Origin of the sequence: Pseudomonas sp. MPB23, from assembly GCF_046605395.1 — a bacterium.
Lineage (GTDB): Bacteria > Pseudomonadota > Gammaproteobacteria > Pseudomonadales > Pseudomonadaceae > Aquipseudomonas.
On the sequence record NZ_CP176771.1, the window covers coordinates 2,094,234 to 2,119,742 of the forward strand.

14 protein-coding genes are annotated in these 25,509 nt (G+C 62.4%); 6 read left to right on the forward strand and 8 right to left on the reverse strand.

What is annotated here, in order from left to right; genetic code table 11:
* Together xseA and ACLH0J_RS09820 are read right to left on the reverse strand one after the other, a co-directional pair.
* Complete coding sequence (gene xseA, locus ACLH0J_RS09815; RefSeq protein WP_411391811.1) at window positions 1-1,380, reverse strand: exodeoxyribonuclease VII large subunit; 1,380 nt, start codon at window positions 1,378-1,380, stop codon at window positions 1-3.
* Window positions 1,381-1,410: 30 nt separating this feature from the next.
* A complete protein-coding gene (locus ACLH0J_RS09820) occupies window positions 1,411-2,301 on the reverse strand; it encodes a LysR family transcriptional regulator (RefSeq protein WP_411391812.1) in 891 nt (296 codons plus the stop codon).
* 100 nt (window positions 2,302-2,401) lie between these two features.
* Here ACLH0J_RS09820 and ACLH0J_RS09825 point away from each other — a divergent pair, with 100 nt between their 5' ends.
* From ACLH0J_RS09825 to guaA, 4 genes are all read left to right on the forward strand, one after another.
* A complete protein-coding gene (locus ACLH0J_RS09825; protein ID WP_411391813.1) occupies window positions 2,402-3,169 on the forward strand; it encodes a sulfite exporter TauE/SafE family protein in 768 nt (255 codons plus the stop codon).
* A gap of 161 nt (window positions 3,170-3,330) precedes the next feature.
* The gene (locus ACLH0J_RS09830) at window positions 3,331-3,879 is read left to right on the forward strand and encodes a sugar ABC transporter ATPase (RefSeq protein ID WP_411391814.1); all 549 of its coding nucleotides are present in this window, start codon (window positions 3,331-3,333) and stop codon (window positions 3,877-3,879) included.
* A 240-nt stretch (window positions 3,880-4,119) separates the two neighbouring features.
* Complete coding sequence (gene guaB / locus ACLH0J_RS09835) at window positions 4,120-5,589, forward strand: IMP dehydrogenase (RefSeq protein WP_411391815.1); 1,470 nt, start codon at window positions 4,120-4,122, stop codon at window positions 5,587-5,589.
* A gap of 82 nt (window positions 5,590-5,671) precedes the next feature.
* Window positions 5,672-7,249 (forward strand): glutamine-hydrolyzing GMP synthase, encoded by a 1,578-nt coding sequence (gene guaA, locus ACLH0J_RS09840; RefSeq protein ID WP_411391816.1) that lies wholly within the window; start codon window positions 5,672-5,674, stop codon window positions 7,247-7,249.
* Between the two features lie 65 nt (window positions 7,250-7,314).
* On the opposite strand, the gene ACLH0J_RS09845 is transcribed toward guaA, so the two are convergent.
* From ACLH0J_RS09845 to mltF, 3 genes are all read right to left on the reverse strand, one after another.
* Window positions 7,315-10,356 (reverse strand): membrane-targeted effector domain-containing toxin, encoded by a 3,042-nt coding sequence (locus ACLH0J_RS09845; RefSeq protein WP_411391817.1) that lies wholly within the window; start codon window positions 10,354-10,356, stop codon window positions 7,315-7,317.
* 65 nt (window positions 10,357-10,421) lie between these two features.
* Window positions 10,422-11,126: a trehalose operon repressor gene (treR, locus tag ACLH0J_RS09850; protein WP_411391818.1), complete on the reverse strand. Its 705-nt coding sequence runs from the start codon at window positions 11,124-11,126 to the stop codon at window positions 10,422-10,424.
* Window positions 11,127-11,200: 74 nt separating this feature from the next.
* Entirely contained in the window at window positions 11,201-12,661 is a 1,461-nt protein-coding gene (gene mltF / locus ACLH0J_RS09855) for a membrane-bound lytic murein transglycosylase MltF (protein ID WP_411391819.1), read from the reverse strand.
* Window positions 12,662-12,947: 286 nt separating this feature from the next.
* On the opposite strand from mltF, the gene purL reads away from it, so the two are divergent.
* Both purL and ACLH0J_RS09865 read left to right on the forward strand, forming a co-directional pair.
* The gene (gene purL / locus ACLH0J_RS09860; protein WP_411391820.1) at window positions 12,948-16,844 is read left to right on the forward strand and encodes a phosphoribosylformylglycinamidine synthase; all 3,897 of its coding nucleotides are present in this window, start codon (window positions 12,948-12,950) and stop codon (window positions 16,842-16,844) included.
* Between the two features lie 4 nt (window positions 16,845-16,848).
* Window positions 16,849-17,160 carry an NGG1p interacting factor NIF3 gene (locus ACLH0J_RS09865; protein WP_411391821.1) on the forward strand — a complete coding sequence of 104 codons (312 nt, stop codon included), beginning with the start codon at window positions 16,849-16,851 and terminating at the stop codon, window positions 17,158-17,160.
* A 171-nt stretch (window positions 17,161-17,331) separates the two neighbouring features.
* Here ACLH0J_RS09865 and ACLH0J_RS09870 read toward each other — a convergent pair whose 3' ends face one another.
* The 3 genes from ACLH0J_RS09870 to nagE all read right to left on the reverse strand — a co-directional run bounded on the left by ACLH0J_RS09870 (window position 17,332) and on the right by nagE (window position 25,508).
* Window positions 17,332-17,793: an EF-hand domain-containing protein gene (locus ACLH0J_RS09870; RefSeq protein WP_411391822.1), complete on the reverse strand. Its 462-nt coding sequence runs from the start codon at window positions 17,791-17,793 to the stop codon at window positions 17,332-17,334.
* Between the two features lie 236 nt (window positions 17,794-18,029).
* Entirely contained in the window at window positions 18,030-23,732 is a 5,703-nt protein-coding gene (locus ACLH0J_RS09875) for a toxin (RefSeq protein ID WP_411391823.1), read from the reverse strand.
* Between the two features lie 81 nt (window positions 23,733-23,813).
* Window positions 23,814-25,508, reverse strand: coding sequence for an N-acetylglucosamine-specific PTS transporter subunit IIBC (gene nagE / locus ACLH0J_RS09880; protein WP_411391824.1), 1,695 nt, complete (start codon window positions 25,506-25,508; stop codon window positions 23,814-23,816).
* Window position 25,509: the final 1 nt, after the last annotated feature.

The window sequence follows — 25,509 nt, forward strand, 5'->3', positions numbered from 1 at the left end:
TCAATCCAATAACGAAAGGGTGACGGGTGTCAGGTGGTTATCTTCCACTCGCACTTGCAATTGGCCTTCACCGAGGCGCGCGGTCAGGCGTTGGCCGGTGTGGGTTTGCGCGGCGTTGCGAATGGCCTGGCCGCGCTCGTCCAGCAGGATGCTGTAGCCACGGCCCAGCGTGGCCAGGGGGCTGACCACCTGTAGCGTCTGCACCTGGCTTTGCAGTTGCAGGCGGCGCGCCTTGAGGCCTTCGCGCATGGCGCGGGGCAGGCGTTCGGCAAGGCTGTCCAGGCGCTGGCGCAACAGGGCCAGTTGGCGACCGGGGTGTTGGCCGGCGAGGCGGGTTTCCAGGCGGATCAAGCGTTCGCGCCGGGTGTTGAGGCTGCGCTCGAAGGCGCGGCGCAGGCGCATGTCCAGGTCATCCAGGCGTTGGGCCTGCTGGCGCAGACGCTCGCCAGGGTGGCGCAGGCGGCGGGCCATGCCTTCCAGGCGCAGGCGGTCGTGGCTCAGGCGATTGCGCATCAGCATCACCAGGCGGCGATGCAGGCTCTCGACCTGGCGCACCAGGTTGCTGGCGTCCGGTGCGAGCAATTCGGCCGCAGCGGAAGGGGTGGGCGCGCGGACGTCGGCGACGAAATCGCAGATGGACACATCGGTCTCATGCCCCACGGCACTGACGATCGGCGTGACGCAGGCGTCCACCGCACGGGCCACGGCTTCTTCGTTGAAGCACCAGAGGTCTTCCAGCGAACCGCCGCCACGGGCGAGGATCAGCGCGTCGAAGCCACGAGCATCCGCCAGCTTCAGCGCCCGCACAATCTGCGGGATCGCTTCGCGGCCTTGCACGGCGGTGGGGATCAGCGTCAATTGCACCTGCGGCGCACGGCGGCGGAACACGCTGATGATGTCGCGGATCACCGCACCGGTGGGCGAGCTGATGATGCCGATGCGTTGCGGATGGGCCGGCAGCGGCACCTTGCGCTCGGCACTGAACAGGCCCTCGGCGCTGAGCTTTTCCTTCAAGGCATCAAAGGCCAGGCGCAACGCGCCGTCGCCGGCCGGCTCCACGGTGTCGAGGATCAACTGGTAGTCGCCACGGCCCTCGAACAGCGAGACCTTGCCACGCACTTTCACGGCAAGGCCGTCTTTCAAAGCCTGGCGCACCCGCGCGGCGTTGTTGCGAAACAACGCGCAACGCACCTGGGCGCCGCTGTCCTTGAGGGTGAAATACACGTGACCGGAGGCCGGGCGGGCGAGGTTGGAGATCTCGCCTTCGACCCAGATATTGGTGAACACGTCTTCTAGCAGCACCCGCGCACGGCCGTTGAGTTGGCTGACAGTCAGGACTTCGCGGTCCAGGCCCAGGCGGGCGAACGGATCTTTAATCATGGCGAGGGATCTTTAATCATGGGCGGCAGTTTATAGGCATTCGCGCAAGGTTTGACAGAATTGCTCCACCAGCGCGCTTGGCACCTGCGCGCAGGCCAGGGCCACGGTACTTAGGCAGTCCGGGTCGGCCAGGGGCAAAAAGTGCAGATTCGCGGGGGCGATGTCCTGCATGGACTTTGGTAACAAGGCAATACCGAAGCCGGCCTGGATCAACTGCAATTGCGTGGTCTTGCGCGACATCACTCGTGCAGCCTTGGGGAAAAATCCGGCGCGCATGCACAACTCCGCTGACAGATAACTCAGGCCGCCACGCTGGGGATGGGGGATCGAGATAAACGCCTCGTCCTTGAGCCTTGCCAGTTCCACCGGCGTGTCGCTGCGGGCCAGCGCATGCTTCGGTGGCACCGCCAGCAACAGTCGCTCGCTATATAAAGGCTGCACGCGCACGCCTTCGCGCTGGCGCAACACCGGCAGACGCAACAGGCCGACATCCAGGCGCCCGTCGGCGATGTCCTCCAGTTGGGCTTCGGAGGACAGTTTGACGATATCCATCGATACGCCGGGGCAACGCGCCAGCCAGGTGCTGATGCCGCGCAGCAACGGGCCGCTCATCGGTACGGTGCTCGAATGACTCAAGCGTAGGGTGCCGACTTGGCCGTTACCCACTTGCGTCGCCATTTCGCTGGCCTTGTGCAGTTCACTCAGCAGGTTGCGCGCCCGTGGGTAAAAGGCTTCGCCGGCGGCCGTCAACCTTGGCTGGCGGGCGGTGCGCTCGAACAATGGGGTTTGCAGTTGGGTTTCCAGTTCCTTGATCTGTCGGCTCAGGGCCGATTGCGCGACAAACAGGCGCTCGGCGGCGGCACTGAAGCTGCCGCTGTCGGCGATTTCGACGAAGTAGCGCAGTTGGCGGGTAGAAATCACGCGTCATGCCTTTTCGAGATAGGTGGAGGGCTTTGAAGATATTAGTCGCAACCCTCGCCGATGGCTAAAGTGATGGCCATCTCTATACAAGGAATTATCCATGGACCCGGTTGAGTTGATGAGTCAGTGGTCGTTTGGCGGTGTGGATTGGCTGGTGATCGGCCTGGGTGTCGTCGTGGCTTACGTGGTGTTCGGCATCGCCGGCTTTGGTACGGCGCTGGTGGCCGGGCCGGTGCTGATCCTGTTTATGCCGTTGTCGAAGATCATCCCGCTGCTGGTGCTGCTGGATTTTGTCGCAGCATTTGGCAACCTCCTGCAATCGCGACGGGATGTGGACAAGCCGGAGCTGTTGCGACTGCTGCCGTGCATGGCGATCGGCTGCACCCTGGGCGTGGTGTTTTTGCTCAACCTGCATTCGGACCTGCTGCTGTTGTTGATGGGGCTGTTCATCAGTGCCTACGCGATTTACACCTTGGCGGTGAAGGCCCGGCCAGCGCAGTTGGCGGCGGGCTGGTCGATTCCCATGGGCACCGTCGGTGGTTTGTTTGGTGCGTTGTTCGGCAGCGGCGGCTTTTTATATGCGATCTACCTCAACAGCCGCTTGCCCAAGGAGGCGGCGCGGGCCACCCAAAGTGCGCTGATCAGTTGCAGCACGGTGGTGCGCCTGAGCCTGTTTCTGATTGCCGGGGTGTATGCCGACGTGCCGTTGCTGCTGCTGGCGTTGTGCCTGCTGCCGGCGATGGCCCTGGGGCTTTGGTGCGGGCGCCGGTTGACGCTGCGCATGTCCCGCGAGGCTTTTGTGCGGTTGGTGACGTGGTTGGTGTTGGCCAGTGGCATTGCGTTGATCGGACGGTACTTGAGTACTTGACCTGATTTATTCAGGGATTAAGCTGCCAGCCTTCAGGGCCTCTTCGCGAGCAAGCCCGCTCCCATCGTTGAGCGCATTTATCCTGCAGGATCGCGGTCGAATGTGGGCGCGGGCTTGCTCGCGAAAGCGCCAGACGCTACACCGCAGGACTCTCAGGCCCCATGAATTCCCAAAGCATCCTTGTCCCGAAAATCTCCACCTTGCCGGTCCATGAACCCCGCGCCCGGGCGATCGTGCGCTGGCTGGTGCGCAAGAACATCGTCAAGGAAGAACTGACCACATGCGGGCGCACCGGCAATCGCATGGGCTATGCCCTGGCCGATGGTGCCCGCGCCGTGGTGCTGCACCCTGAGGCGTTGCCGTTCAACGAACCGGTCAACGGCCTTGAGATCATCTACAAGCGCTGCATCTATACACCGGCCAAGGGCTTTCTCGAAGAAGCCGGCTGCCCGGAATGCCTCAAGGAAGTCGGCGAAGCGCTGTTCGAAAGCCTGGAAGACTGGATGCCCGGCCACACCGACAACTTCACCTGCCCGCTGTGTGGGCATGAAGATGACATCAATGGGTTTCTGTTCCTGCAGGAATGCGGGTTTTCCAACCTCGGATTCATCTTCAACAACTGGGCAGAGGCGGGGTTCAAGCAGAGCTTTATCGACGAGTTTGCCGATTGGCTGGACCAGAAGATCAGTTGGGTCAAAGTCGAACTGTAGGCCGCCCATACGATTCACTGCAGGCGCTAGCTTGCTCGCGAAGAACGTCAACGATAACGAGGGCTGTCTGGTCATACGCGGGGCCTGTGCGTTCTTCGCGAGCAAGCTCGCTCCTACAGAAAAGCGTGGGGTTTTCCCCTTCTGTCAGTATTACCAAGTTTGTCAGAGTTTTACATTGAGACCTGAGGGGTGTCTGAGTATAATGGCGCGCTTCCATTTTCCCGCTCGGGAGCCCCCGCGATGCTGCGTATCAGCCAAGAAGCTCTGACATTCGACGACATTCTCCTAGTGCCCGGTTATTCCGAGGTGCTTCCTAACGAAGTCAGTCTCAAGACCCGCCTAACCCGTGGCATCGAGCTGAATATTCCCCTGGTTTCCGCTGCCATGGACACCGTCACCGAAGCCCGTCTGGCCATTGCCATGGCTCAGGAAGGCGGCATCGGTATCATCCACAAGAACATGACCGTCGAGCAGCAAGCTGCCGAAGTGCGCAAGGTCAAGCGTTACGAAGCCGGTGTGGTGAAAGATCCGATCACCATCGACGCCGACGCCACCGTACGCGATCTGTTCGAACTGACCCGCCTGCACAACATCTCCGGCGTTCCGGTGCTGCACGATGGCGACCTGGTCGGCATCGTCACCTCCCGTGACGTGCGTTTCGAGAACCGTCTTGAAGTCACCGTCCGCGAAGTGATGACGCCTAAAGAGCGTCTGGTCACGGTCAAGGAAGGCGCCGACAAGAACGATGTGCGCGAACTGCTGCACAAGCACCGCATTGAGCGCGTGCTGATCGTCGATGACAAATTCGCCCTCAAGGGCATGATGACCGTCAACGACATCGAAAAAGCCAAGGCTTACCCGCTGGCCAGCAAGGATGACCAAGGTCGTCTGCGCGTCGGCGCCGCCGTCGGTACCGGTAAAGACACCGGTGATCGCGTCGCGGCCCTGGTCGCGGCCGGTGTGGACGTGGTGGTGGTCGACACCGCCCACGGTCACTCCAAAGGCGTGATCGAGCGCGTGCGCTGGGTCAAACAGAATTTCCCTGAAGTGCAAGTGATCGGCGGCAACATCGCCACCGGCGCTGCCGCCAAGGCCCTGGCCGAAGCAGGCGCGGATGCGGTCAAGGTCGGTATCGGCCCTGGCTCGATCTGCACCACCCGTATCGTCGCCGGCGTGGGCGTGCCGCAAATCAGCGCCATCGCCAACGTCGCCGAGGCCCTTGAAGGCACGGGCGTGCCGTTGATCGCCGACGGCGGCATCCGCTTCTCCGGTGACCTGTCCAAGGCCATCGTCGCCGGTGCTTCCTGCGTGATGATGGGCTCGATGTTCGCCGGTACCGAAGAAGCGCCGGGCGAGATCGAACTGTTCCAGGGCCGTTCGTACAAGGCTTACCGCGGCATGGGTTCGCTGGGCGCCATGTCCCAGGCGCAAGGTTCCTCCGACCGTTACTTCCAGGACTCCTCGGCAGGCGCCGAGAAGCTCGTACCGGAAGGCATCGAAGGCCGTGTGCCGTACAAGGGCACCCTGAGCGCCATCATCCATCAACTGATGGGCGGCCTGCGTTCCTCGATGGGCTACACCGGCAGCGCCAACATCGACGAAATGCGCACCAAGCCAGAGTTCGTGCGGATCACCGGCGCCGGCATGGCCGAATCCCACGTTCACGACGTGCAGATCACCAAGGAAGCGCCAAACTACCGCGTAGGTTGAGGCTTCCAGCACATAGTTAAGTAACCGGGGCTGTCTTTTTCAGCCCCGAGTTGTTTCTGATTCATTAGACGAGACTGATCTCATGGCCCTCGACATTCACGCCCACCGCATCCTGATCCTCGATTTCGGTTCCCAGTACACCCAACTGATCGCTCGCCGCGTGCGTGAAATCGGCGTGTACTGCGAACTGCACCCGTTCGACATGGACGACGAAGCGATCCGCGAATTCGCACCGAAAGGCGTCATCCTCGCCGGTGGCCCGGAGTCCGTGCACGAAGCCGACAGCCCGCGTTGCCCGCAAGCCGTATTCGACCTGGGCGTGCCCGTCTTCGGTATCTGCTACGGCATGCAGACCATGGCCGAACAACTGGGCGGCAAGGTTGAAGGTTCCGAACTGCGTGAATTCGGTTACGCCCGTGTCGACGTGGTCGGCAAGAGCCGCCTGCTCGACGGCATCGAAGACCACGTCGACGCCGATGGCCTGTTCGGCCTCGACGTGTGGATGAGCCACGGTGACAAAGTCACCAAGATGCCGCAGGACTTCCACATCCTGGCCAGCACCCCGAGCTGCCCGATCGCCGGCATGTTCAACGATGATCGTCGCTACTACGGCGTGCAGTTCCACCCGGAAGTGACCCACACCAAGCAAGGCGGGCGCATCCTGTCGCGTTTCATCCTCGACATCTGCGGCTGTGAAGCCCTGTGGACCCCGTCGAAAATCGCTGAAGACGCCATCGCCCAGGTCCGTGCACAAGTCGGTACCGACAACGTGCTGCTCGGCCTGTCCGGTGGCGTTGACTCCTCCGTGGTTGCCGCGCTGCTGCACAAGGCCATCGGCGACCAGTTGACCTGCGTGTTCGTCGACAACGGCCTGCTGCGCCTGCACGAAGGCGAGCAAGTGATGGCCATGTTCGCCGAGAACATGGGCGTCAAGGTGATCCGCGCCAACGCTGAAGATCAGTTCTTGAACAACCTGGCCGGCGAGTCCGACCCGGAGAAAAAGCGCAAGATCATCGGCCGCACCTTCATCGACGTCTTCGATGCCCAGTCCAACAAACTGGACAACATCAAGTACCTCGCCCAGGGCACCATCTACCCCGACGTGATCGAGTCGGCCGGCGCCAAGAGCGGCAAGGCTCACGTGATCAAGTCCCACCACAACGTGGGTGGCCTGCCTGATGAAATGAACCTCAAGCTGGTCGAACCGCTGCGCGAGCTGTTCAAGGACGAAGTCCGCCGTCTGGGCCTGGAACTGGGCCTGCCGTACGACATGGTCTACCGCCACCCATTCCCGGGCCCGGGCCTGGGCGTGCGTATCCTCGGTGAAGTGAAGAAGGAATACGCCGACCTGCTGCGTCGCGCCGACCACATCTTCATCGAAGAACTGCGCAAGGCCGACTGGTACCACAAGGTCAGCCAGGCGTTCGTGGTGTTCCAACCGGTGAAATCCGTGGGCGTTGTAGGCGATGGCCGCCGTTACGCGTGGGTCGTGGCCCTGCGTGCCGTAGAGACCATCGACTTCATGACCGCCCGCTGGGCGCACCTGCCGTACGAACTGCTGGAAACTGTCAGCGGCCGCATCATCAATGAGATCGAAGGGATTTCGCGCGTGACGTATGACGTGTCGAGCAAGCCGCCGGCGACGATTGAGTGGGAATAAACACGGCACTTAGCCCGTGAAAAAAACCTGGCCGATGCCAGGTTTTTTTTCGTCCGCTCAACGCCTCAGCGCGGCAACCGGCTTTGCAGGCTCAGCCCGGTGTTGGTGATGGCTGAGGACAGTTGGTCCAGCGAGGGGAAGTGCACTTGGTGCACCAGTGGCCAGGTGGGGCGTTCGATGACGTAGCTGCCGTCGGCCAGGTGCGTGATGGGGGTCATGACGATGCCTTGGTCGCGGCTGCGGTGGAAGAGCGTGTAGGTGCCTTCGGTTTCGTCGATCAGGTACATGCCCTTGCGAAACAGCAGGCGCCGATTTTGCAGTTCAGTGCGTTGCACGGGCGGCGCTTCGACCTGTATGCGTAGGTCGGCGTGCAGTGTTTCAAAGGTATTGCTTATCCCTTCGCTCTGCATGACCGAGTCGTAATCGACCGGGGTGCCGGGGTCTATTCGTAGGTCGTTGCCTTGCCCTGGGTACACCTCCTCGATACGCAGCCCGATCCCGCCTTCCAATTCGCTGAGACCGGCCACTTCTCTGAACGTGTTGGTGCTGGCGGGCGCCGTCAGGATCAGCCATTTACCCCCTCCGTTGAGGGCTTGGTCGGTGCTGAAAAGGCTGTGGGCCAGGTAGTTCCTGGTCATTTGTTCGGTACGCGCGATGAGAGGGTCGGGGTATTTGTAGCGGGCGGCGCAGTCGAGAGCCTGGACGCGAATGCCGTGGCTCCTGGCGGTTTTGATCAGTTGCAGTTTGTTGAATTGCCCGGCGGGGTCGGTGCCCATTGCGTTCAAGCTGTCTTGCAGGTCTTCGGACATTACCCCGCTCTGGAAATAGTGATTCAGGTCGTCCTGGGCAAAGTCGTTGAGCAAGCGCTGCATGTACAGGGTTTTGACGCCTTTGCGCGCGAGCAGCGGTATGTTTTCCATGATCAGGCGCGTGCTGGTGATGCGGTCCAGGGTTTCGCCGATGACCAGGCCCGGCAGGGTTTCGGGCAGGCGTTCGATCAATTCGGCGAACGAGGTGGACGGTTCAAGCGCTGGAATACTCGGCCGCTGCGGCAAGCGTGGCCAAGACAGGTCTCGATAGAACGTTTTGGCGGCTTGCAGTAACTGGTCATGGGTGCGGCCGAAGTAGTGAGTAAAGCGGTCGACGTTCAGGAAGCGGGCCTCGATATGGGTTTCGAGGATGTCGAGCGCCCATTTCTTCAACGTGCGGCGTAGTGAGGGAGGGGTGTCGAACTGCGTGGTCACCCGGCTAATGGCGCTCGATGTCGAAGGCCCGGCAGTGGCCTTGGCTGCTTTGCTGGCATTGACCCCTCCGCCCTTCAGGCCTCTTGCGCCGGACAGGGGCTCCCATTGATCCATCGGGTTCACGCGTACCGGCACCGCGCCTGAGAAGCCGTTGGGGTTGGCCGGATCGACGATGGACCAGTGGCTCGGGCCGTTGAGGTTGTTTTCATAACGCACGTAGTAGGCCTGGTCGTTCATCATGATTGCGTGTTGAGGCAGGCCGTTCGAGGTTTTCAGGGTATAGACCTGGAAGAACTTTCCGGGCGTGGTATTGAGGGTTTCACCTTCAAGGATCAGGTTGGTCGCGTAGTGGGCCGGCACGTCGATTGGCTGCACGGGTTCCGGTGCAATCCTGTTCGGCTGTATATCGAGCGGCTTCGGGGCGTTCACGCAAACCTCGGCGACACTGTCCGAGGCCTCGGTGACATCCGGCAATACCCCATCGGCTTTCAGCAAGCTCAGGTTGAACAGGGTGTCGATGGCGCTGAAGACCGCGCCCTGCACGCCCGCGCGGCGTTCAGCCGGGGTTTTGCCGTTGATGGCCTGGTCGATATTGAGTCCCAGGTTGGCCGCGCTGGCGCCGATCACCACCAGGGCCACCGGCCCGCCGACCACGGCCATCGGACCGAAGACTTTACTGAAGGCGTTCAGGTAGCCGATCCACAATTTCTTGCGCAGATCGCCGTTGCTGTGCAGGCAGAAGTCAGCGTCATTCTGCATACGCGCCTTGCTGGACTGGGCCAGCCAGCTAAATGCATCGCCGTCGATGGACTGATCCGCCTGATTGATCAGGTGGTGATTCCATTGGCCCCAAGTCACGAACAGTTGATCGATACAGGCATTGAGCCCCTTGTCCACCCAGTCCGGCGGCAGCGTGCCGGTCAGGGCTTGGGCGGTGCGGTAAATCAGCAACGGCGTCACCAGCATCTGTTTCCAGGTCACGGCGTCGGTATCGTCCTGTTGGATTTGTGCCGAGAGGGGGAAGTGGGTCATGAACCGCGCCCGGTTTTGCGGGTGGTTGGTTTGGCACAGGAGCCAGAAGTGCAGGTCGGCCGGTGTGTCGAAGCAGTGGAAGGCCTGGGCGTCGCCGGGCACATAGAGGATTTGCCGATCGTCGCGGTCAATGATGCGCAGGATATCGCTGGCGACATGCCCGCCGATGTCCAGCGCCGCCAACCTCAGGCCGGTGGTGGCGGGCGCTTCGGCGTGTAGGTTGGGTAAGGTCGGTGGCCAGGTCAGGTCGCTGGCGACGGCGTTGATGACCGTCTGGAACTGCGCGGCGGTCAACTGTCCGTCCTGCCGGGCTTGCAGAGCGTTGGCGAGGAAGTTGACCTTGCACAGTGTGCGAAAGTCATCCTGATGGCTGCTCCAGAAACGGTGCATGCGCGTGGCATAACGGTCGCTGAAGTTGATGTCCCAAAAGTCGTTGAGCACCGCTCTGGCGGACAGGCGCACCTCGTTGTTGTGATCGAAAAGCCGCGCTTCGGGGCCTACGCTGTAGAAGCCGCCGTCACCGTCGAGCAGGTCGGCGTTGTCCTGGTCGTGCAGGCTGAAACGGTGAATAACCAGTTGCGGCAAGGTCATGGATTCCAGCGGCTTGTCGTTGTGAATCCAGCCGGTAAATGCGCGGCCATCGCTTTCGCCCGCCTTGAACCGGTGCCAGTACACCTGTTGCGGGTCCAGGCCGGCCAGATCATGTTTGGCGAGGATCTCGCGGGCCGTGTCGGTCGCCATCGCCTGCATGTTCGGGCACGTCTCGAGCACAACCGGCGCCAGGGCTTTGAGCTGGCGTTGGGCGGCGGGGGATGTATCGGTAATCGGCATGGGAATCTCCTGGGGCTAGGGAGAAAAAGCATGCCGGGGAGGGTGGGCGGCGAAGCGTTAGATAGTTAGCGTCGAACGATGTCGCAGAAGTGGAACGTGTCCAATGTATGTCGCGACTCGCTGTACTCGAACTGTCGCCCATTGTGTAAAAGCGTCTGGGTGGTCACCACGATCACATGGCTTTGCCCGTCCAGGTCCAGGTGCGCCTGGTCATCGTTATTGCAGAGCTGGGCTGCGATGGTGCGCTGGGCATAGTTGATCGGCAGTTGCAGGGGCTGCTCGAGAAACGCGTAGACCGACTGATCAGAGAGGTTGGGGTCCAGGCCTGGGATCAGGCTGGAGACGAAGTGATTGATGTCGAGGATCGCCCGTTTGCCGGCGATATATCGTATCCGTTTGATGCGAGTGATCAGCGTGCCGGGCTCGGCTTCGAGGTGTTGCAGCAACGGACCTTCGAGGGCGAAGTGGGTGAGTTCGACCACTTGGTTGCGTATGTCATTGTTCGGATCGGTGTGGGTTTCCTGGCCGTTGACGAGGCCGCTCAGTTGAAAGTCGAGCGGGGCAGGTGACAGCACGAAGGTGCCTTTGCCATGGATCTTTTGCGCAAACCCGCGCTCTTGCAATTGCTCGATGGCCCGGCGCACGGTGCCGCGGCTGGCCTGGTAGCGGTCGATCAATTGGGTTTCAGAAGGAAGGCGTGCGCCGCGTTGCAGGCGTTCGGTGGTGATGTTGGCAAGCAGGTCGTCATAGATCTGGCTGTATTTGCTCATGAGCATGGCCCTGTGGCGGGTGTGCTTTCTGGCAGGAACCTTGGCGGCGCAGGTGGTTGCGCGGGCTGCAGCGTCTACAACTGCGGGTTCTCTTCCGGCGGCTTGGTCTTGTTCACGCCCGGCACATGCAGCTTGCCTTCCACCACTTGGTTGCCTTCCAGTTGTGGCTGGGTCACCCACGTGAGGATGTCGTAGTAGCGTCGGATGTTCGCCACAAAGTGCACCGGTTCGCCGCCCCGTGCGTAGCCGTAGCGGGTCTTGCTGTACCACTGCTTCTGCGCCAGGCGCGGTAGCATTTTCTTCACGTCCAGCCACTTGTTCGGGTTCAGGCCGTCCTTCTTCGCCAGAATGCGCGCGTCGTCCAGGTGCCCGGTGCCCACGTTGTAGGCGGCCAGGGCGAACCAGGTGCGATCCGGCTCGGCGATGTCGTCGTCCAGCTCATCCTTGATCTTGGCCAGGTACTTCGCGCCGCCCATGATGCTTTGCCTGGCGTCCAGACGGTTGGACACGCCCATGGCCTGGGCGGTGTTCTGGGTCAGCATCATCAGGCCGCGCACGCCGGTCTTGGAAGTGACCGTCGGTTGCCAGAGTGATTCCTGGTAGCCGATGGCGGCCAGCAGGCGCCAGTCGACTTTTTCTTCCTTGGCGTAGGCCTTGAAGTGCTTCTCGTACTTGGGCAGGCGCTGCTGCAGGTGCTGGGCAAAGGTGTAGGCGCCCATGTAGCCGAGTACATCGACGTGCCCGTAGTAGCGATCTTTCAGACGCTGCAAGGTGCCGTTCTTGTCGACCTTGTCCAGGTAACTGTTGACCTCGTTGAGCAGGCTGTTGTCTTCGCCTGCGGCCACGGCCCAGCTCTGGTGGCTGGCGTTGCCAAGGTCGAACGCCACGCGCACGTTGGGGAAATACACCTGGTTCATCGCGACTTCGTTGGAGTCCACCAGGGTCAGGTCGATCTGGCCTTCATCGACCATGCGCAACAGATCGACCACCTCGACGGCGTCGGATTCTTCGTATTCGATCGCGGGATTCTGCTTTTTCAACTCCGCCAATTGTTCGGCGTGGGTGCTGCCCTTGAGCACCATGATCTTCTTGCCGGCCAGGTCCGCCGCGTTGGTGGGGCGCGACTGGCCGTTGCGGTAGATGATCTGCGGGGTCACTTCCAGGTACGGGTGGGAGAAACGTACCTGCTTGAGGCGTTGCTCGCTGCTGACCAGGCCGGCGGCAGCCAGGACCGGGCCGTTGGGTTTGCCCAACTGGCCGAACAGGTCGTCGAGGTTGTCGGCGGTCTCGATTTCCAGCTTCACGCCCAGGTCGTCGGCAAAACGCTTGACCAGTTCGTATTCGAAACCGGTTTCACCGTTGCGGTCCTGGAAATACGTGGCGGGGCTGTTCCGGGTAATCACCCGCAATACGCCATCCTCCTTGATTCGCTCGAGCGTGCTGGGTTTATCAACACAGGCGCTGAGCATCAGGAAGAGTCCGGTTGCGATGAGCCATCTGGCACATCGCGGGCGCAAAGCAGTTGGTGAGAACATCTGCGCAGTATACGCAAACGGCCCACGGCGCCATATCTCGACAGCGGGGGACTTGTCTGCTAGCGCCCGCCAAACTGGGCTGCAGCCCGCAGAAACGTGGCTTGGCGAACGATTGTGACGGTTAAAATAACTGCGCCCAATGCCTGGGATAACGCCCCGATACGGCGCAAACCGTGCCAACTGACGTCCGGCAGCGGCCACCCGTGCCGTTTCGGGTGCCGTTGACGATGGTTTACGCTAGAATGCACGGCCTCAAAGCACACCCCTTCCCGAGGCTGTCCCGAAGATGTTGATCCTGCGCGGCGCTCCTGCCCTTTCTGCCTTTCGCCACAGCAAACTCCTTGAGCAACTGAGCCAGAAGGTTCCAGCGGTTACAGGCTTGTATGCTGAATTTGCTCATTTCGCCGACGTGACCGGCGTCTTGACCGCCGACGAACAGCAAGTGCTGGCACGCCTTCTGAAGTACGGCCCAAGCGTTCCCGTTCAAGAGCCGACCGGCCGCTTGTTCCTGGTTCTGCCACGGTTCGGCACCATTTCGCCCTGGTCGAGCAAGGCCAGCGATATCGCCCGTAACTGCGGCCTGGAAAAAATCCAGCGCCTGGAACGCGGCATCGCCTTCTATGTCGCCGGGCAGTTCAGCGAGGCTGAGGCCGAGCTGATCGCCAGCAGCCTGCACGACCGCATGACCCAGATCATCGTCGGCCAATTGGAACAGGCCGTCGGCCTGTTCAGCCACGCCGCGCCCAAGCCGCTCACCGCGATCGACGTGCTCGGCGGTGGCCGCGCCGCCCTCGAGAAAGCCAACACCGAACTGGGCCTGGCCCTGGCCGAAGACGAGATCGACTACTTGGTCAACGCCTTCATCGGCTTGAAACGCAACCCCCACGACATCGAACTGATGATGTTCGCCCAGGCGAACTCCGAGCACTGCCGTCACAAGATCTTCAACGCCAGTTGGGACATCGACGGCGAAAGCCAGGAAAAAAGCCTGTTCGGCATGATCAAGAACACCTACGTGATGCACAGCGAAGGCGTTCTGTCGGCTTATAAGGACAACGCCTCGGTGATCGTCGGCAGCGTCGCCGGCCGTTTCTTCCCGGACCCTGAAACCCGCCAGTACGGCGCGGTGCAGGAGCCGGTGCACATCCTGATGAAAGTCGAGACCCACAACCACCCGACCGCGATTGCCCCGTTCCCGGGCGCAGCCACCGGTTCCGGCGGCGAGATCCGCGACGAAGGCGCCACCGGCCGTGGCGCCAAGCCCAAGGCGGGCCTGACCGGCTTCACCGTGTCGAACCTGCAGATCCCGGGCTTCGAACAGCCGTGGGAAGTGCCCTACGGCAAGCCTGAGCGCATCGTCACCGCGCTGGACATCATGATCGAAGGCCCGCTGGGCGGCGCCGCGTTCAACAACGAATTCGGCCGTCCGGCGCTGACCGGTTACTTCCGTACGTTCGAGCAGTCCATCACCACCCCGCGTGGCGACGAAGTGCGCGGCTACCACAAGCCGATCATGTTGGCCGGCGGCATGGGCAACATCCGTGAAGAACACGTCAAGAAAGGCGAGATCCTGGTCGGCTCCAAGCTGATCGTGCTCGGCGGCCCGGCGATGCTGATCGGCCTCGGCGGCGGCGCGGCCTCGTCCATGGCCACCGGCACCAGCTCGGCGGACCTGGACTTCGCTTCGGTACAGCGCGAAAACCCAGAGATGGAGCGTCGCTGCCAGGAAGTCATCGACCGTTGCTGGCAGTTGGGTGACAAGAACCCGATCAGCTTCATCCATGACGTCGGCGCCGGCGGTCTGTCCAACGCCTTCCCGGAACTGGTCAACGACGGCGACCGCGGTGGCCGTTTCGAACTGCGCAACATTCCAAACGACGAGCCGGGCATGGCCCCGCACGAAATCTGGAGCAACGAATCCCAGGAACGTTACGTGCTGGCCGTCGGTGCCGACGACTTCGCGCGCTTCCAGGCCATCTGCGAACGCGAGCGCTGCCCGTTTGCCGTGGTCGGCGAAGCCACTGCCGAACCGCAACTGACCGTTACCGACAGCCACTTCGGCAACAGCCCGGTGGACATGCCGCTCGAAGTGCTGCTGGGCAAAGCCCCGCGCATGCACCGCTCGGCGGTACGTGAAGCCGAACTGGGCGATGATTTCGACCCAAGCGCGCTCGACCTGGCCGACAGCATCGAACGCGTGCTGCATCACCCGGCCGTGGCGAGCAAAAGCTTCCTGATCACCATCGGCGACCGCACCATCACCGGCCTGGTGGCCCGTGACCAAATGGTCGGCCCATGGCAGGTACCGGTGGCCGACGTTGCCGTCACCGCCACCAGCTTCGACGTCTACACCGGTGAAGCCATGGCCATGGGCGAGCGCACGCCGCTGGCCCTGCTGGACGCCCCGGCGTCGGGCCGCATGGCCATCGGTGAAACCCTGACCAACATCGCTGCGTCGCGCATCGGTAAATTGTCCGACATCAAACTGTCGGCCAACTGGATGTCCGCCGCCGGTCATCCTGGCGAAGACGCGCGCCTGTACGACACCGTCAAGGCTGTCGGCATGGAACTGTGCCCGGAACTGGGGATCACCATTCCGGTGGGCAAGGACTCGATGTCCATGGCCACCCGTTGGAACGACGAAGGCGTGGACAAGAGCGTCACCTCGCCGCTGTCGCTGATCGTCACCGGTTTTGCGCCGGTTACCGACATCCGCCAGACCCTGACCCCGCAACTGCGCATGGACAAGGGCACCACCGATCTGATCCTGATCGACCTGGGCCGTGGTCAGAACCGCATGGGCGCCTCGATCCTCGCGCAAACCCACGGCAAGCTCGGCAAACACGCGCCGGACGTCGATGACGCCGAAGACCTCAAAGCCTTCTTCGCGGTGATCCAGGGCCTCAACGCCGACGGCCACCTGCTGGCCTACCACGACCGTTCCGACGGTGGTCTGTTGACCAGTGTGGTCGAGATGGCCTTCGCCGGTCACTGCGGCCTGAACCTGGTGCTCGACAGCGTTGCCGAAGACGCTTGCGAGATCAACGGCATCCTGTTCAACGAAGAACTCGGCGCAGTGATCCAGGTGCGCCAGGACGCAACACCTAACGTACTCGCACAATTCAGCGCCGCTGGCCTGGGCGACTGCGTGGCGGTGATCGGCCAGCCGATCAACAGCGGCCAGATCGACATCGTCTTCAACGGCGACACCGTGTTCGAAGGCCAGCGCCGCCTGCTGCAACGCCAGTGGGCCGAGACCAGCTACCAGATCCAGCGCCTGCGCGACAACGCCGACTGCGCCGAGCAGGAATTCGACGCGATCCTGGAAGAAGACAACCCGGGCCTGAGCATCAAGCTCAGCTTCGACGTCAACCAGGACATCGCCGCGCCGTACATCAAGAAAGGCATCCGTCCACAAGTGGCGGTGTTGCGTGAGCAGGGCGTCAACGGCCAGGTGGAAATGGCAGCGGCGTTCGACCGCGCCGGCTTCAATGCGATCGACGTACACATGAGCGATATCCTCGCCGGTCGCGTCGACCTCAACGAGTTCAAAGGCCTGGTGGCCTGCGGTGGTTTCTCCTACGGCGACGTGCTGGGTGCCGGTGAAGGCTGGGCCAAGTCGGCCCTGTTCAACAGCCGTGCCCGCGATGCGTTCCAGGGCTTCTTCGAGCGCAACGACAGCTTCACCCTGGGCGTGTGCAACGGTTGCCAGATGATGTCCAACCTCCACGAACTGATCCCGGGCAGCGAGTTCTGGCCGCACTTTGTGCGTAACCGTTCCGAGCAGTTCGAAGCCCGTGTGGCCATGGTGCAGGTGCAGGAATCCAACTCGATCTTCCTGCAAGGCATGGCCGGTTCGCGCATGCCGATCGCCATCGCCCACGGTGAAGGCCATGCCGAGTTCGCCAGCGAAGAAGCCCTGCTCGAAGCCGATGTGTCCGGTTGCGTGGCCATGCGTTTCGTCGACAACCACGGCAAGGTCACCGAAAGCTACCCGGCCAACCCGAACGGCTCGCCGCGCGGGATCACCGGCCTCACCAGTCGCGACGGTCGCGTCACCATCATGATGCCGCACCCGGAGCGTGTATTCCGTGGCGTGCAGAACTCGTGGCGCCCGGAAGAGTGGAACGAAGACGGCGCCTGGATGCGTATGTTCCGCAACGCTCGCGTGTGGGTGAACTAAGGCCGTGTACAAGCTCGCCTTCTTTGTGCCTGGCAGCCATGTGGAGACGGTGAAAACCGCCGTCTTCGCAGCCGGCGGCGGGCGCATCGGCGACTACGACTGCTGCGCCTGGCAAGTGCTGGGCCAGGGCCAATTCCGCGCGTTGGACGGCAGCCAGCCGTTTATCGGGCAAGTGGGCCAGGTTGAAGTGGTTGAAGAATGGAAGGTCGAGTTGGTGGTGGCCGATGAGCTGATCGTGGCCGTCGTGGCGGCGTTGAAGCTGAGCCATCCCTATGAGACGCCAGCGTATGAAGTGTGGCAGTTGGCGGATTTCTGATCTGTTGGCTGCATGAACAAGAAACCCGCTGGGCCTGTTGGGTCAGCGGGTTTTTTGTTGCCTGGGCGGGCCTCATCGCCGGCAATCCGGTGCCTACATTTGAATCAGCGTCAGGTGTGATGTGTGTATTCGGCGCTAAATCAATATGGGGCTGTTCCAGAGCTGTCAGTTTTAAACCTGCGGGATAAGGCTGATGAACAACTCGTTCCAAGTAATTTGACCATCCTGATCGAAGTCATAGTGCTGAGTCAGGTGAGTGATCGCATTCTCAATATCGTAGCCGCTGTAGTTTTGTTTTTTCAGCGCCTCGACAATTTCAATGACAGACGCTTTGCCGTCCTTATCGGTGTCATATTCCTTGAAGGTCTGATCCAGTTGCTCAATTAGCTGGACATATATGGCCTTGCGCTCCAATACATCGTTTACATAATCAACGAGGAATTCAAACCAGGTAATTTCGCCATTGTGGTCGGGGTCCATTTCGTTCAGGGCTTGATCAATGGAATTATCCGAAATGCCATAGTTCGTCATCGCCCGTCTGTATTCATCTGCGGTTAACAATCCGTCCCGATTCTCGTCATTTCTCTCAAAGTCACTACGAGCGATTTCTAATTTTTCGACAGTAATAGCCATCTCCTTAACTCCATGTCCAATGAATAGGAACCAGGGCGACAACTACACGGATGTACTGTCCTGCCAAACAAGCCTAGTGATCGTTTTCTTTCGTATCAACTGTGAGATCTAACAGGTGGCTGGTTTCAAACGTTGGCGATGGCGTCGGTGCAGGTGCATCAGATCTTTCCGACAAGTCTTTCAGGTTGTCCCTCGTAGCTCGTGTCGCTCACCTTCGTGGGTCGCTGCCCATTTGCTTACGGCGCCGGGGTCAGTTGCACCTGGGCGCGCAGGGTGTCGATCAAGGTGGTTTGGTAGACAAAGCGCTGCGGCGCCATGTCCCAGCGATCAATGAAAAACAGGCCCTGATCGTCTACTTGGATCGGGGTCGAGACGATTTCCCCGCTTCGGGATTTGTGCAGCACGAAGGTCTCTGCCATCGATGGGCGTTCGATCAGAAAGTGTCCGGGTTCCTTGAGCCGGGTTCGGTCCTGGGGTGCGAGCGCGGTGGGTTCGCGCCTACCGGGTACGCCGAGTTCCAGAGTGAAGTCACTGCGCAGCGCCGCCCAGCGGGTTTCCAGGTTCGTCTCCCAGCGGCCGGGACGGATGTTGCCCGACAACGTGGGGGCGGTATCGCGGATGTGCAGGCTGACCGCGCCTTGCAGTTCGGCCAGGCCGGGCACTTGCAGGTGGGTGTTGGTGTGAGCGCTGCCGATGAACGCCACCCATTTGTGCGGGCCGTGTGCCGCCTGGTCGGCGTTGATCACCTGTGCGGCAAAGTAGCTGAACATCTGGTTGCGGGCCTCGGGGTTGGCGCCTTTGACGTGGTAGCTGGCGGTGCAGTCGAGTGCGCGAACCCGTAGGCCGTATTTGTTGGCTTGCTGGATCACTTCAAAATAACGGTTGGCGCCGCTGTAGAGCGGCATGTGCCCGGCGTCCTGGCGTTGGAGGTAGTCCTTGAGAGTGGGCGAAAGACGTTTTGACTGTCGGAATAGATTCAGGTCTGCCTGGTGCAAGTCGGTGAGCAGATGTTCGACGTACAACGTTTCAAACTTCAGCGCCTTGAGTGTTTCCATATGCTTGATGAGAAACGCCTTGCTCGATTGCGCGCTGTGGGCTTCGCCGATGACCAGTCCCGCCAGTTGACTGTCGCTGACGGTTTGCATGAACGGCTCGGGCAGGGTTTGCCCGTTGAGCCGCGACAGTTCGGGCCGGGCTGGCAGTGTCTGCGTGCTCAAATACTGCTGGGCGTCCAGGGTGAGGCGGTCCCGTGTGCTTTTGAAGGCATAAAACGCTTCGCGGTGTGCGGCTGAGGGCAGGTAGCGCGTGTCCAGGCCACGGTATTGATTGGACTGAATGAGGATGCTCTCGCGCAGGGGCGGGGCAATATCGTAGTCGCTGTAATGCGTCACTGCCGGCGCGGTGGCGGCGGTGGACGAACCTGGCAGGTCTGCGGGTTTGGAGGGTGTTTGCACTGCCAGCACGTAATCGGCGCTCGTGGTGTGGTCGATACGCACCCCCACGGTCTGGCCGGCGCCGAGATCCTCCACGCGCACGGCGATGGCCGGGTGCAGATCCGCCAGCCCCGGTTTTTGATTGAGGCGGGTCATGCGCGCCGGGTCCACCAGGGCGATCCAGCGTTCGCCGGGCACGGCTTCGTTGTCGGCTTCCAGCACCTTGTGCGAATAAAAGTTACGCAACCCGGCGTCGCGCGGCGTGGTCGGCGGGGTGTCGCCCAGGTTCAGGGCGTCGTCCAGGTGGTAGGAAGTCGAGGCGTCCAGTGCCTTGATCTTGAGGCCTTTGGCCGAGGCCTTGCGCACCAGTGCCAGGTAGGAGAATTCCGCATCTTCGGCAAAGCCCAGGGCCTTATCGACGATTTTCAGGTGCCGCTCGATATGCTTCCAGGATTTGCCGCTGTTGAGCTTCGCCAATTTCGCGCGGAAGACATCGCCGGGCAGGTACTGCACATACAGACGCTTGAAGCCTTTGGCGAGCAGGGCATCGAGGTGCTCGATCACGGCCTTTAGGCCGGCGACCGAGCCGGGGTCGGCGCCGACGATCAGGTTCGGCGCGTGCGTGAAGACGGGGTTGTCCGTGAGCGCGGCGAGCGACGTATCCGCCGTGACCGCCGGCACCTCGGCGCGGGGAAGCGGCACCGCCTGTTTGCTGAAGAAGTCGCCGGCATCCTTGCTCAGTTGTTCGACCTGTTGCTGGTACACCTCGCGCAGCGGTTGCAGATCCCTGGCGGCGGCTGCAAGGCTGATGTGGGGATTGTCGTAGAGTCCTTCCCCTTGCCTGCGCAGCAGCGCCTTGAGCTCGGGATTGAGCACGTGCTCCAACTTCTCGGCGTATTTGGCCGGCATCTCGTAGTTTTTCAGGGTGTCGGGCGAGTCCGGGACTTTTTCATACTTCGGCGCGCCGCCGGTCACGCCGGTGCGTCTCCAGATGCCCTGGGCATCGGGTGCGGCCAGGCGGGTGGTCGAGACCAGCCTGCCGGTGGCCGGGTCGAGGCGATAGAGCAAATAGCGACCGATCGTGTCCGGGGTGTGATGGGCCCAGAGGAACTCGCCGTTGAACAGTACCGATTGCATGTCCAGAGGCACGGGCGGCGTCGGTTCGAGGGGGCCGATCAGCTTCAGCGCCGGGCTGTGCACGAGGCGTCGCGGGGCCTGGCGCGCGGCGGGCCGGATCAGCTGTTGCAGGGTGCCGAGGGCCGGACGCAGATCGGTGAACAGCCCACCGGCGCTGTTGAGCAGGTAACCGATGAAATGCTCCAGGGCCTGGGCGTTGTCGCCTTGATGGTAGGCGTGCAGGGCGAGCATGGCGTCCTTGAACGCCAGCGCCAGGCCGACGCTCAGGCTCAGCACCGGGAAGGGCGCGGTGGCGATGGCGGCGACCCACTCCACGCAAGTCCAGAAAATGCCGCTGATCATCACGGTGCGGTTGACGGTGGTCGCGTGCACGTCGTCGATGGTGCGCTGCAGCTTGAGATCATAGACCTCGCGCCGCAGGTCCTGGGTCAGGGTTTGCGCGTGAATCGGGTCATGGCGCGGCGGGCTGACGCTGGTGTTGTCCAGGTCCTCGGGCAGTTGACGCCTGGCGTCTTCCAGATACGTGCGCACCCGCGCCTGGGATTGCACCGCGACACGCTGCACCAGGTACCCGAGCATGCCGGGCAGCTTTTTCAGCAGGTAATTGAACTGCCTGGCTTCGCGCACGCTGATGCCGTCCGGGGCGTTGGGGGTGTAGAGCAGCGTCGGGTGATTGTCGTGGGTGAAGAGGTAGCAGCCGATCACCCATTCACCGTCGAGGCTCAGGCGATGGATCGCATGGTCGCGACGGATCGCCGGCGAGGTCTCGCCCATGCTCGAAATACTGCGCTCCAGCCACTGCCTGTCGACCGAGGCGATATGCCCCTGCAACTGGCATTCAAGGGCCGCGCTGCGCAGTTGCCCTTGGGTCAAGGCCAGGGTGGTGTCGCGCCGCAGGTCGTAATCCGGGCTGCCGACGTTGAGCAGCCGGGTCTTGATCTCGTTGATGTAGCGTTGGCCGATCCAGACGCCCGTGACCGAGCGCGCCACTTTTTCCGCGGTCAGTGCGCTCAAATCCACGTCATCGGGGCCTTTGAAGCGCGCCGAGCGTGAGAATTTCTCGTCGAGAAAACCGATGCCGTCGGCATACCCGTCGCGGTATAGCTGGGTGTAGCTGATGGGCGCAGGCGTCGAAGAACCGACCAAAGACGCGGGCGAATAGGCCCATACGCTGTCGGGGTCGACATCGTTAAGCGGTCGCCCCAGCAGGCCGTTCAGGCGTTTGCGCGCCTGCTCGTGCAGGTAGGTGGTAAAGCTCGGCACGCGGGCTTCGGACAAGGGGTATTCGCTGTAGGCGCGCAAACCGCCCTCGGTGTCGTCGGCCAGCTTCATCAGGGTGCGACGCGTGGCCTGCGGGGCCGAGCGGTACCAGCCAGGCGTGTTGAACTCATCGTCATCCAGGCGCGTGGCCAACACATGGGTGGCCATGGCCTTGAGGCATTCGGCGTGGCTGCCGGCGTGTCCGAAGCTGATTTCCCGGTATTCCTGGGCGTGAAACATGTAGCTCAGGCCGCTGAGTACCTGCTGCATCTTGGCGCGAAAGCGCAGGGCCACACGGGTGATCAGGTAATCGGTCAGGCTGCCCGGTGGCGAGGTGCGGTCGTTGTCCAGCGTCCAGCCGAGGATGTGGTTCTGGCAGGCGATTTCACTGTCGAACGCCTGGAACTGCTGCTCGCGCGGCGCCTGGGGCGTGCACAGCAACACGCGGTTGACCACGCCGTTGGCGTCGCGCTGGCGCAGCACCCAGAGGTCTTGCAACTGCGCTTTGTGCAGCGCCAGGGTCGAAGCGCTCAGGCGCGTATCGTTGCCTTGACGCAGGCGCTGTATCAGCGCGACATCGTGTTCGCTGAGATGCCCTTGCAGCAAGGCGGTGTAGGCCAGGGCGTTGATCCTGTGATCGAGCATCGCTTCGAGCGCCTGGCAGGCCTCGGGTTTGGCTTGCAGTTGTTTTTGCAGGGCGCCGAAGTCCATGCGCGGCTGCAAGGTGCCCAATTGCTGCGCCAGCCAGGCGGGCGTCAGGGCGTGATAGGCATCGGGCAGGGGCGCGTCGTCGTAGGTGAGGGTGGTCTTTTTCAGGAAGTCCGAGCCGGCGCGTTCATCGTCCGGGTGCGGGCCGCGCAGGGCCAGTTCGACCAGGCTGCGTTCGTGGGAATAGTCGCCGATGGGGCTGACGAAGCGGCGGGTGGTGACCTGGACTCGGTCCGGGTCCAGGTCGTGAATGTCCAGCTCATCGCTCAGGCGTTCCAGCCACTGGTGCCGGGCCAGGGCGTGCGGCGTGGCGAGGGGGCCGAACAACTGCTCGAGGTTGTGCCGGGCCTGGTTGTAGTGATGCAGATCGTCGGCCAACCGGGCGCGTTGGGCGGTGCTTGCGCTGCGGTACCAGTCGGGCGCGCTGTGTCGCAGCCAGCGGTCCAGCAGGGCCTGGGCGCGCCATTGCAGGCGTGCGCTGAGGTCGGGCACGGCGCTGGCGATGGCTTGGTCAAGTGCGGCGCTCAGCTGTCGGGTGTCGTGATCCGGGTTGTCCACCAGGCTCAGGGCGCGGTCGATGTCTTCGCTGCGTTTGGCGATCAGCGCGTTGTCGAGGTGCTCGAACAGCGGGCGGTCGCTGATCGGGGCCAACGCCAGCGGCCAGATCGCGTGCGGCGTCAGTGCGTGATAACCGGTGGTGAGCAGGTTCATGAAGTGCTGGCGTTCGCTCGGCGCGTTCAGGCGTTGGAGCAGTTGGGTGTCGAGGTCGGCCAGGGTGTCGAAAAACTCGATCCCGCGTGACGGGGTGAACAGCGCCACGCGGCCCACTGCGGCAGTGGATTGAAGGTCGGCCACCACCGGGCTCGCGTGTTGCGTGAGCACAAAAGCCCCAGCCAGTTCGACGGTTTGCCCCTGGTATTGCAAGGTCAGTGCATACAGCCCGGGGCGTTGGGTGAACCCCAGCGGCACTCGTTCGAGGATCGCCCGCTCCTCGGGGTGCAGCAGGCGATCCGCCGCACCAAGGGCGGCCTCGTTGGCCAGGGCGGTGTAGCCGGCTTCAAAAGTCATGAAGGATTTGCGTGCTTTGCCGTCGACCTGTTCGCGTCGATCCATTTCCAGCAATTGCGTGTTCAGGGTGCTCCTGAGCGTGGTCAGCAAGGTCTGGCCTTCGGCGCTGCGCAGGTCGCGTTGGGCCAGGTCGTGGTAGAGCGCACGGCTTTTGGCCAGGATATGTTGGCGGTACTGCTGCAGATGGGTGTTCAGGCGTTCCAGGTAGGCCAGTTCGGCGGACGCGGTGTGGCTGGGCAGCAACGGCGTCTCGACGTTGAGCAGGTGCTGGCCGATCAGGTTGAGTGAGCCTTTGATCTCGTCAAAGGTCAGGGCTGGTGGGGAAGTGCTCACGGGCACGGGCTCCATGCTGAGGGGAAGAACCTTCAGCATGGAGAGGGCCGCCGTGGTCAGGGCGGTAGATAGGTAGGGGGATCAGGCGTCGGCGCGGATCGGGCTGCGAGGGGCCAGGGCGTTGAGTGCATCGCTCAAGCCTTGGGCCTGATCGCCTACCAGCAGGTGCCACACGCCATCCTCAAGCCGGCTGACCCCTTGGCAACCGAGGGTCGTGAGGTGTTGCTGCGACAGGGCTTTTTCGTCGGCCAGTTGCAGGCGAATGCGGGTCATGGCGACGCAGTCCAGTTGCACGATATTGTCCCGGCCACCCAGGGCCTCCAGCCATTGTTGCGCCCTGGGGGCGGCTTGAGGTGCGGCGACAGCGGTGGCTGATTGCGCCTGGCCGGAGCCCGGCATCGCCAAGCGGATCTCATCGGCAATGCTGTCGGCCATCGGTCCCACCACCACCTGCAAGCTACCGCCATTGCCTGGCCGCACCACGGCCATGGCGCCTAGGGCCTTGAGGTCGGCATCCACTGCCTTGTTGCGATCGACCATGTCCAGGCGCAGTCGCGTGGTGCATGCGCCGACGCTCAGCAGGTTCTGCGCACCGCCCAAGGCGCGGATGTAGGCCGTGGCGCGCTGGTTGTCGCTCAGCGCTTCGGCCGGTGCCACCGGGAGCTCTTCGCGGCCGGGGGTCTTCAGGTTGAAGCGGCGGATGCAGTAGCTGAACACCGTGTAGTAGATCAGCGCATACGCCAGCCCCACCGGCACCACCAGCCAGCCATTGGTGGACCTGCCCCAGCCCAGCACCATGTCGATAAACCCACCGGAGAAGGTAAAGCCCAGGTGGATATTCAGCAGGTTGGTCACGGCCATCGACAGGCCGGTGAGCAGCGCGTGGATCAGGTACAGGAACGGCGCGAGGAACATGAAGGCGAACTCGATGGGTTCGGTCACCCCGGTCAGGAACGACGTCAGCGCCATCGACAGGAAGATCCCGCCCATCACCTTGCGCCGTTCCGGCAGCGCATTGCGGTACATCGCCAGGCAGGCGGCGGGCAGGCCGAACAGCATCACCGGGAACATGCCGGTCATGAACTGGCCGCCTTTCGGGTCGCCGGCAAAATAGCGGGTCAGGTCGCCGGTCACCACGGCGCCGGTGGTCGGGTCGGTGAAGGTGCCGAACACGAACCAGGCCATGTTGTTGAGGATGTGGTGCAGGCCGGTGACGATCAGCAGGCGGTTGAACACGCCGAACACGAAGGCGCCGAGGCTGCCGCTTTCCATCAGCAGCACGCCGAAGCTGTTGATGCCGTGCTGGATCGGCGGCCAGACCAGGCCAAAGATCACGCCCAGGCCCACCGCGCTGAACCCGGTGACAATCGGCACGAAGCGCCGCCCGCCGAAGAACGCCAGGTACTCCGGCAGCTTGATGTCCTTGAAACGGTTGTACAGCGCGCCGGCCATCAAACCGCTGGCGATCCCGGCGAGCATGCCCATGTTGATGCTGGTATCCATCACCTTGAGGGTGGAGATCATCACCAGGTAGCCAATCGCGCCGGCCAGCCCAGCCGTGCCGTTGTTGTCGCGGGCAAAGCCCACGGCGATGCCGATGGCGAAGATCAACGCCAGGTTGGCGAAGATCGCCTGCCCGGCGTCGTGCATCACCGCGATGTCGAGCAGGTCGGTGTCGCCCAGGCGCAACAGCAGGCCGGCAATCGGCAGGATGGCGATGGGCAGCATCAGCGCGCGGCCCAGGCGTTGCAGCCCTTCGATGAAGAGTGGGTACATG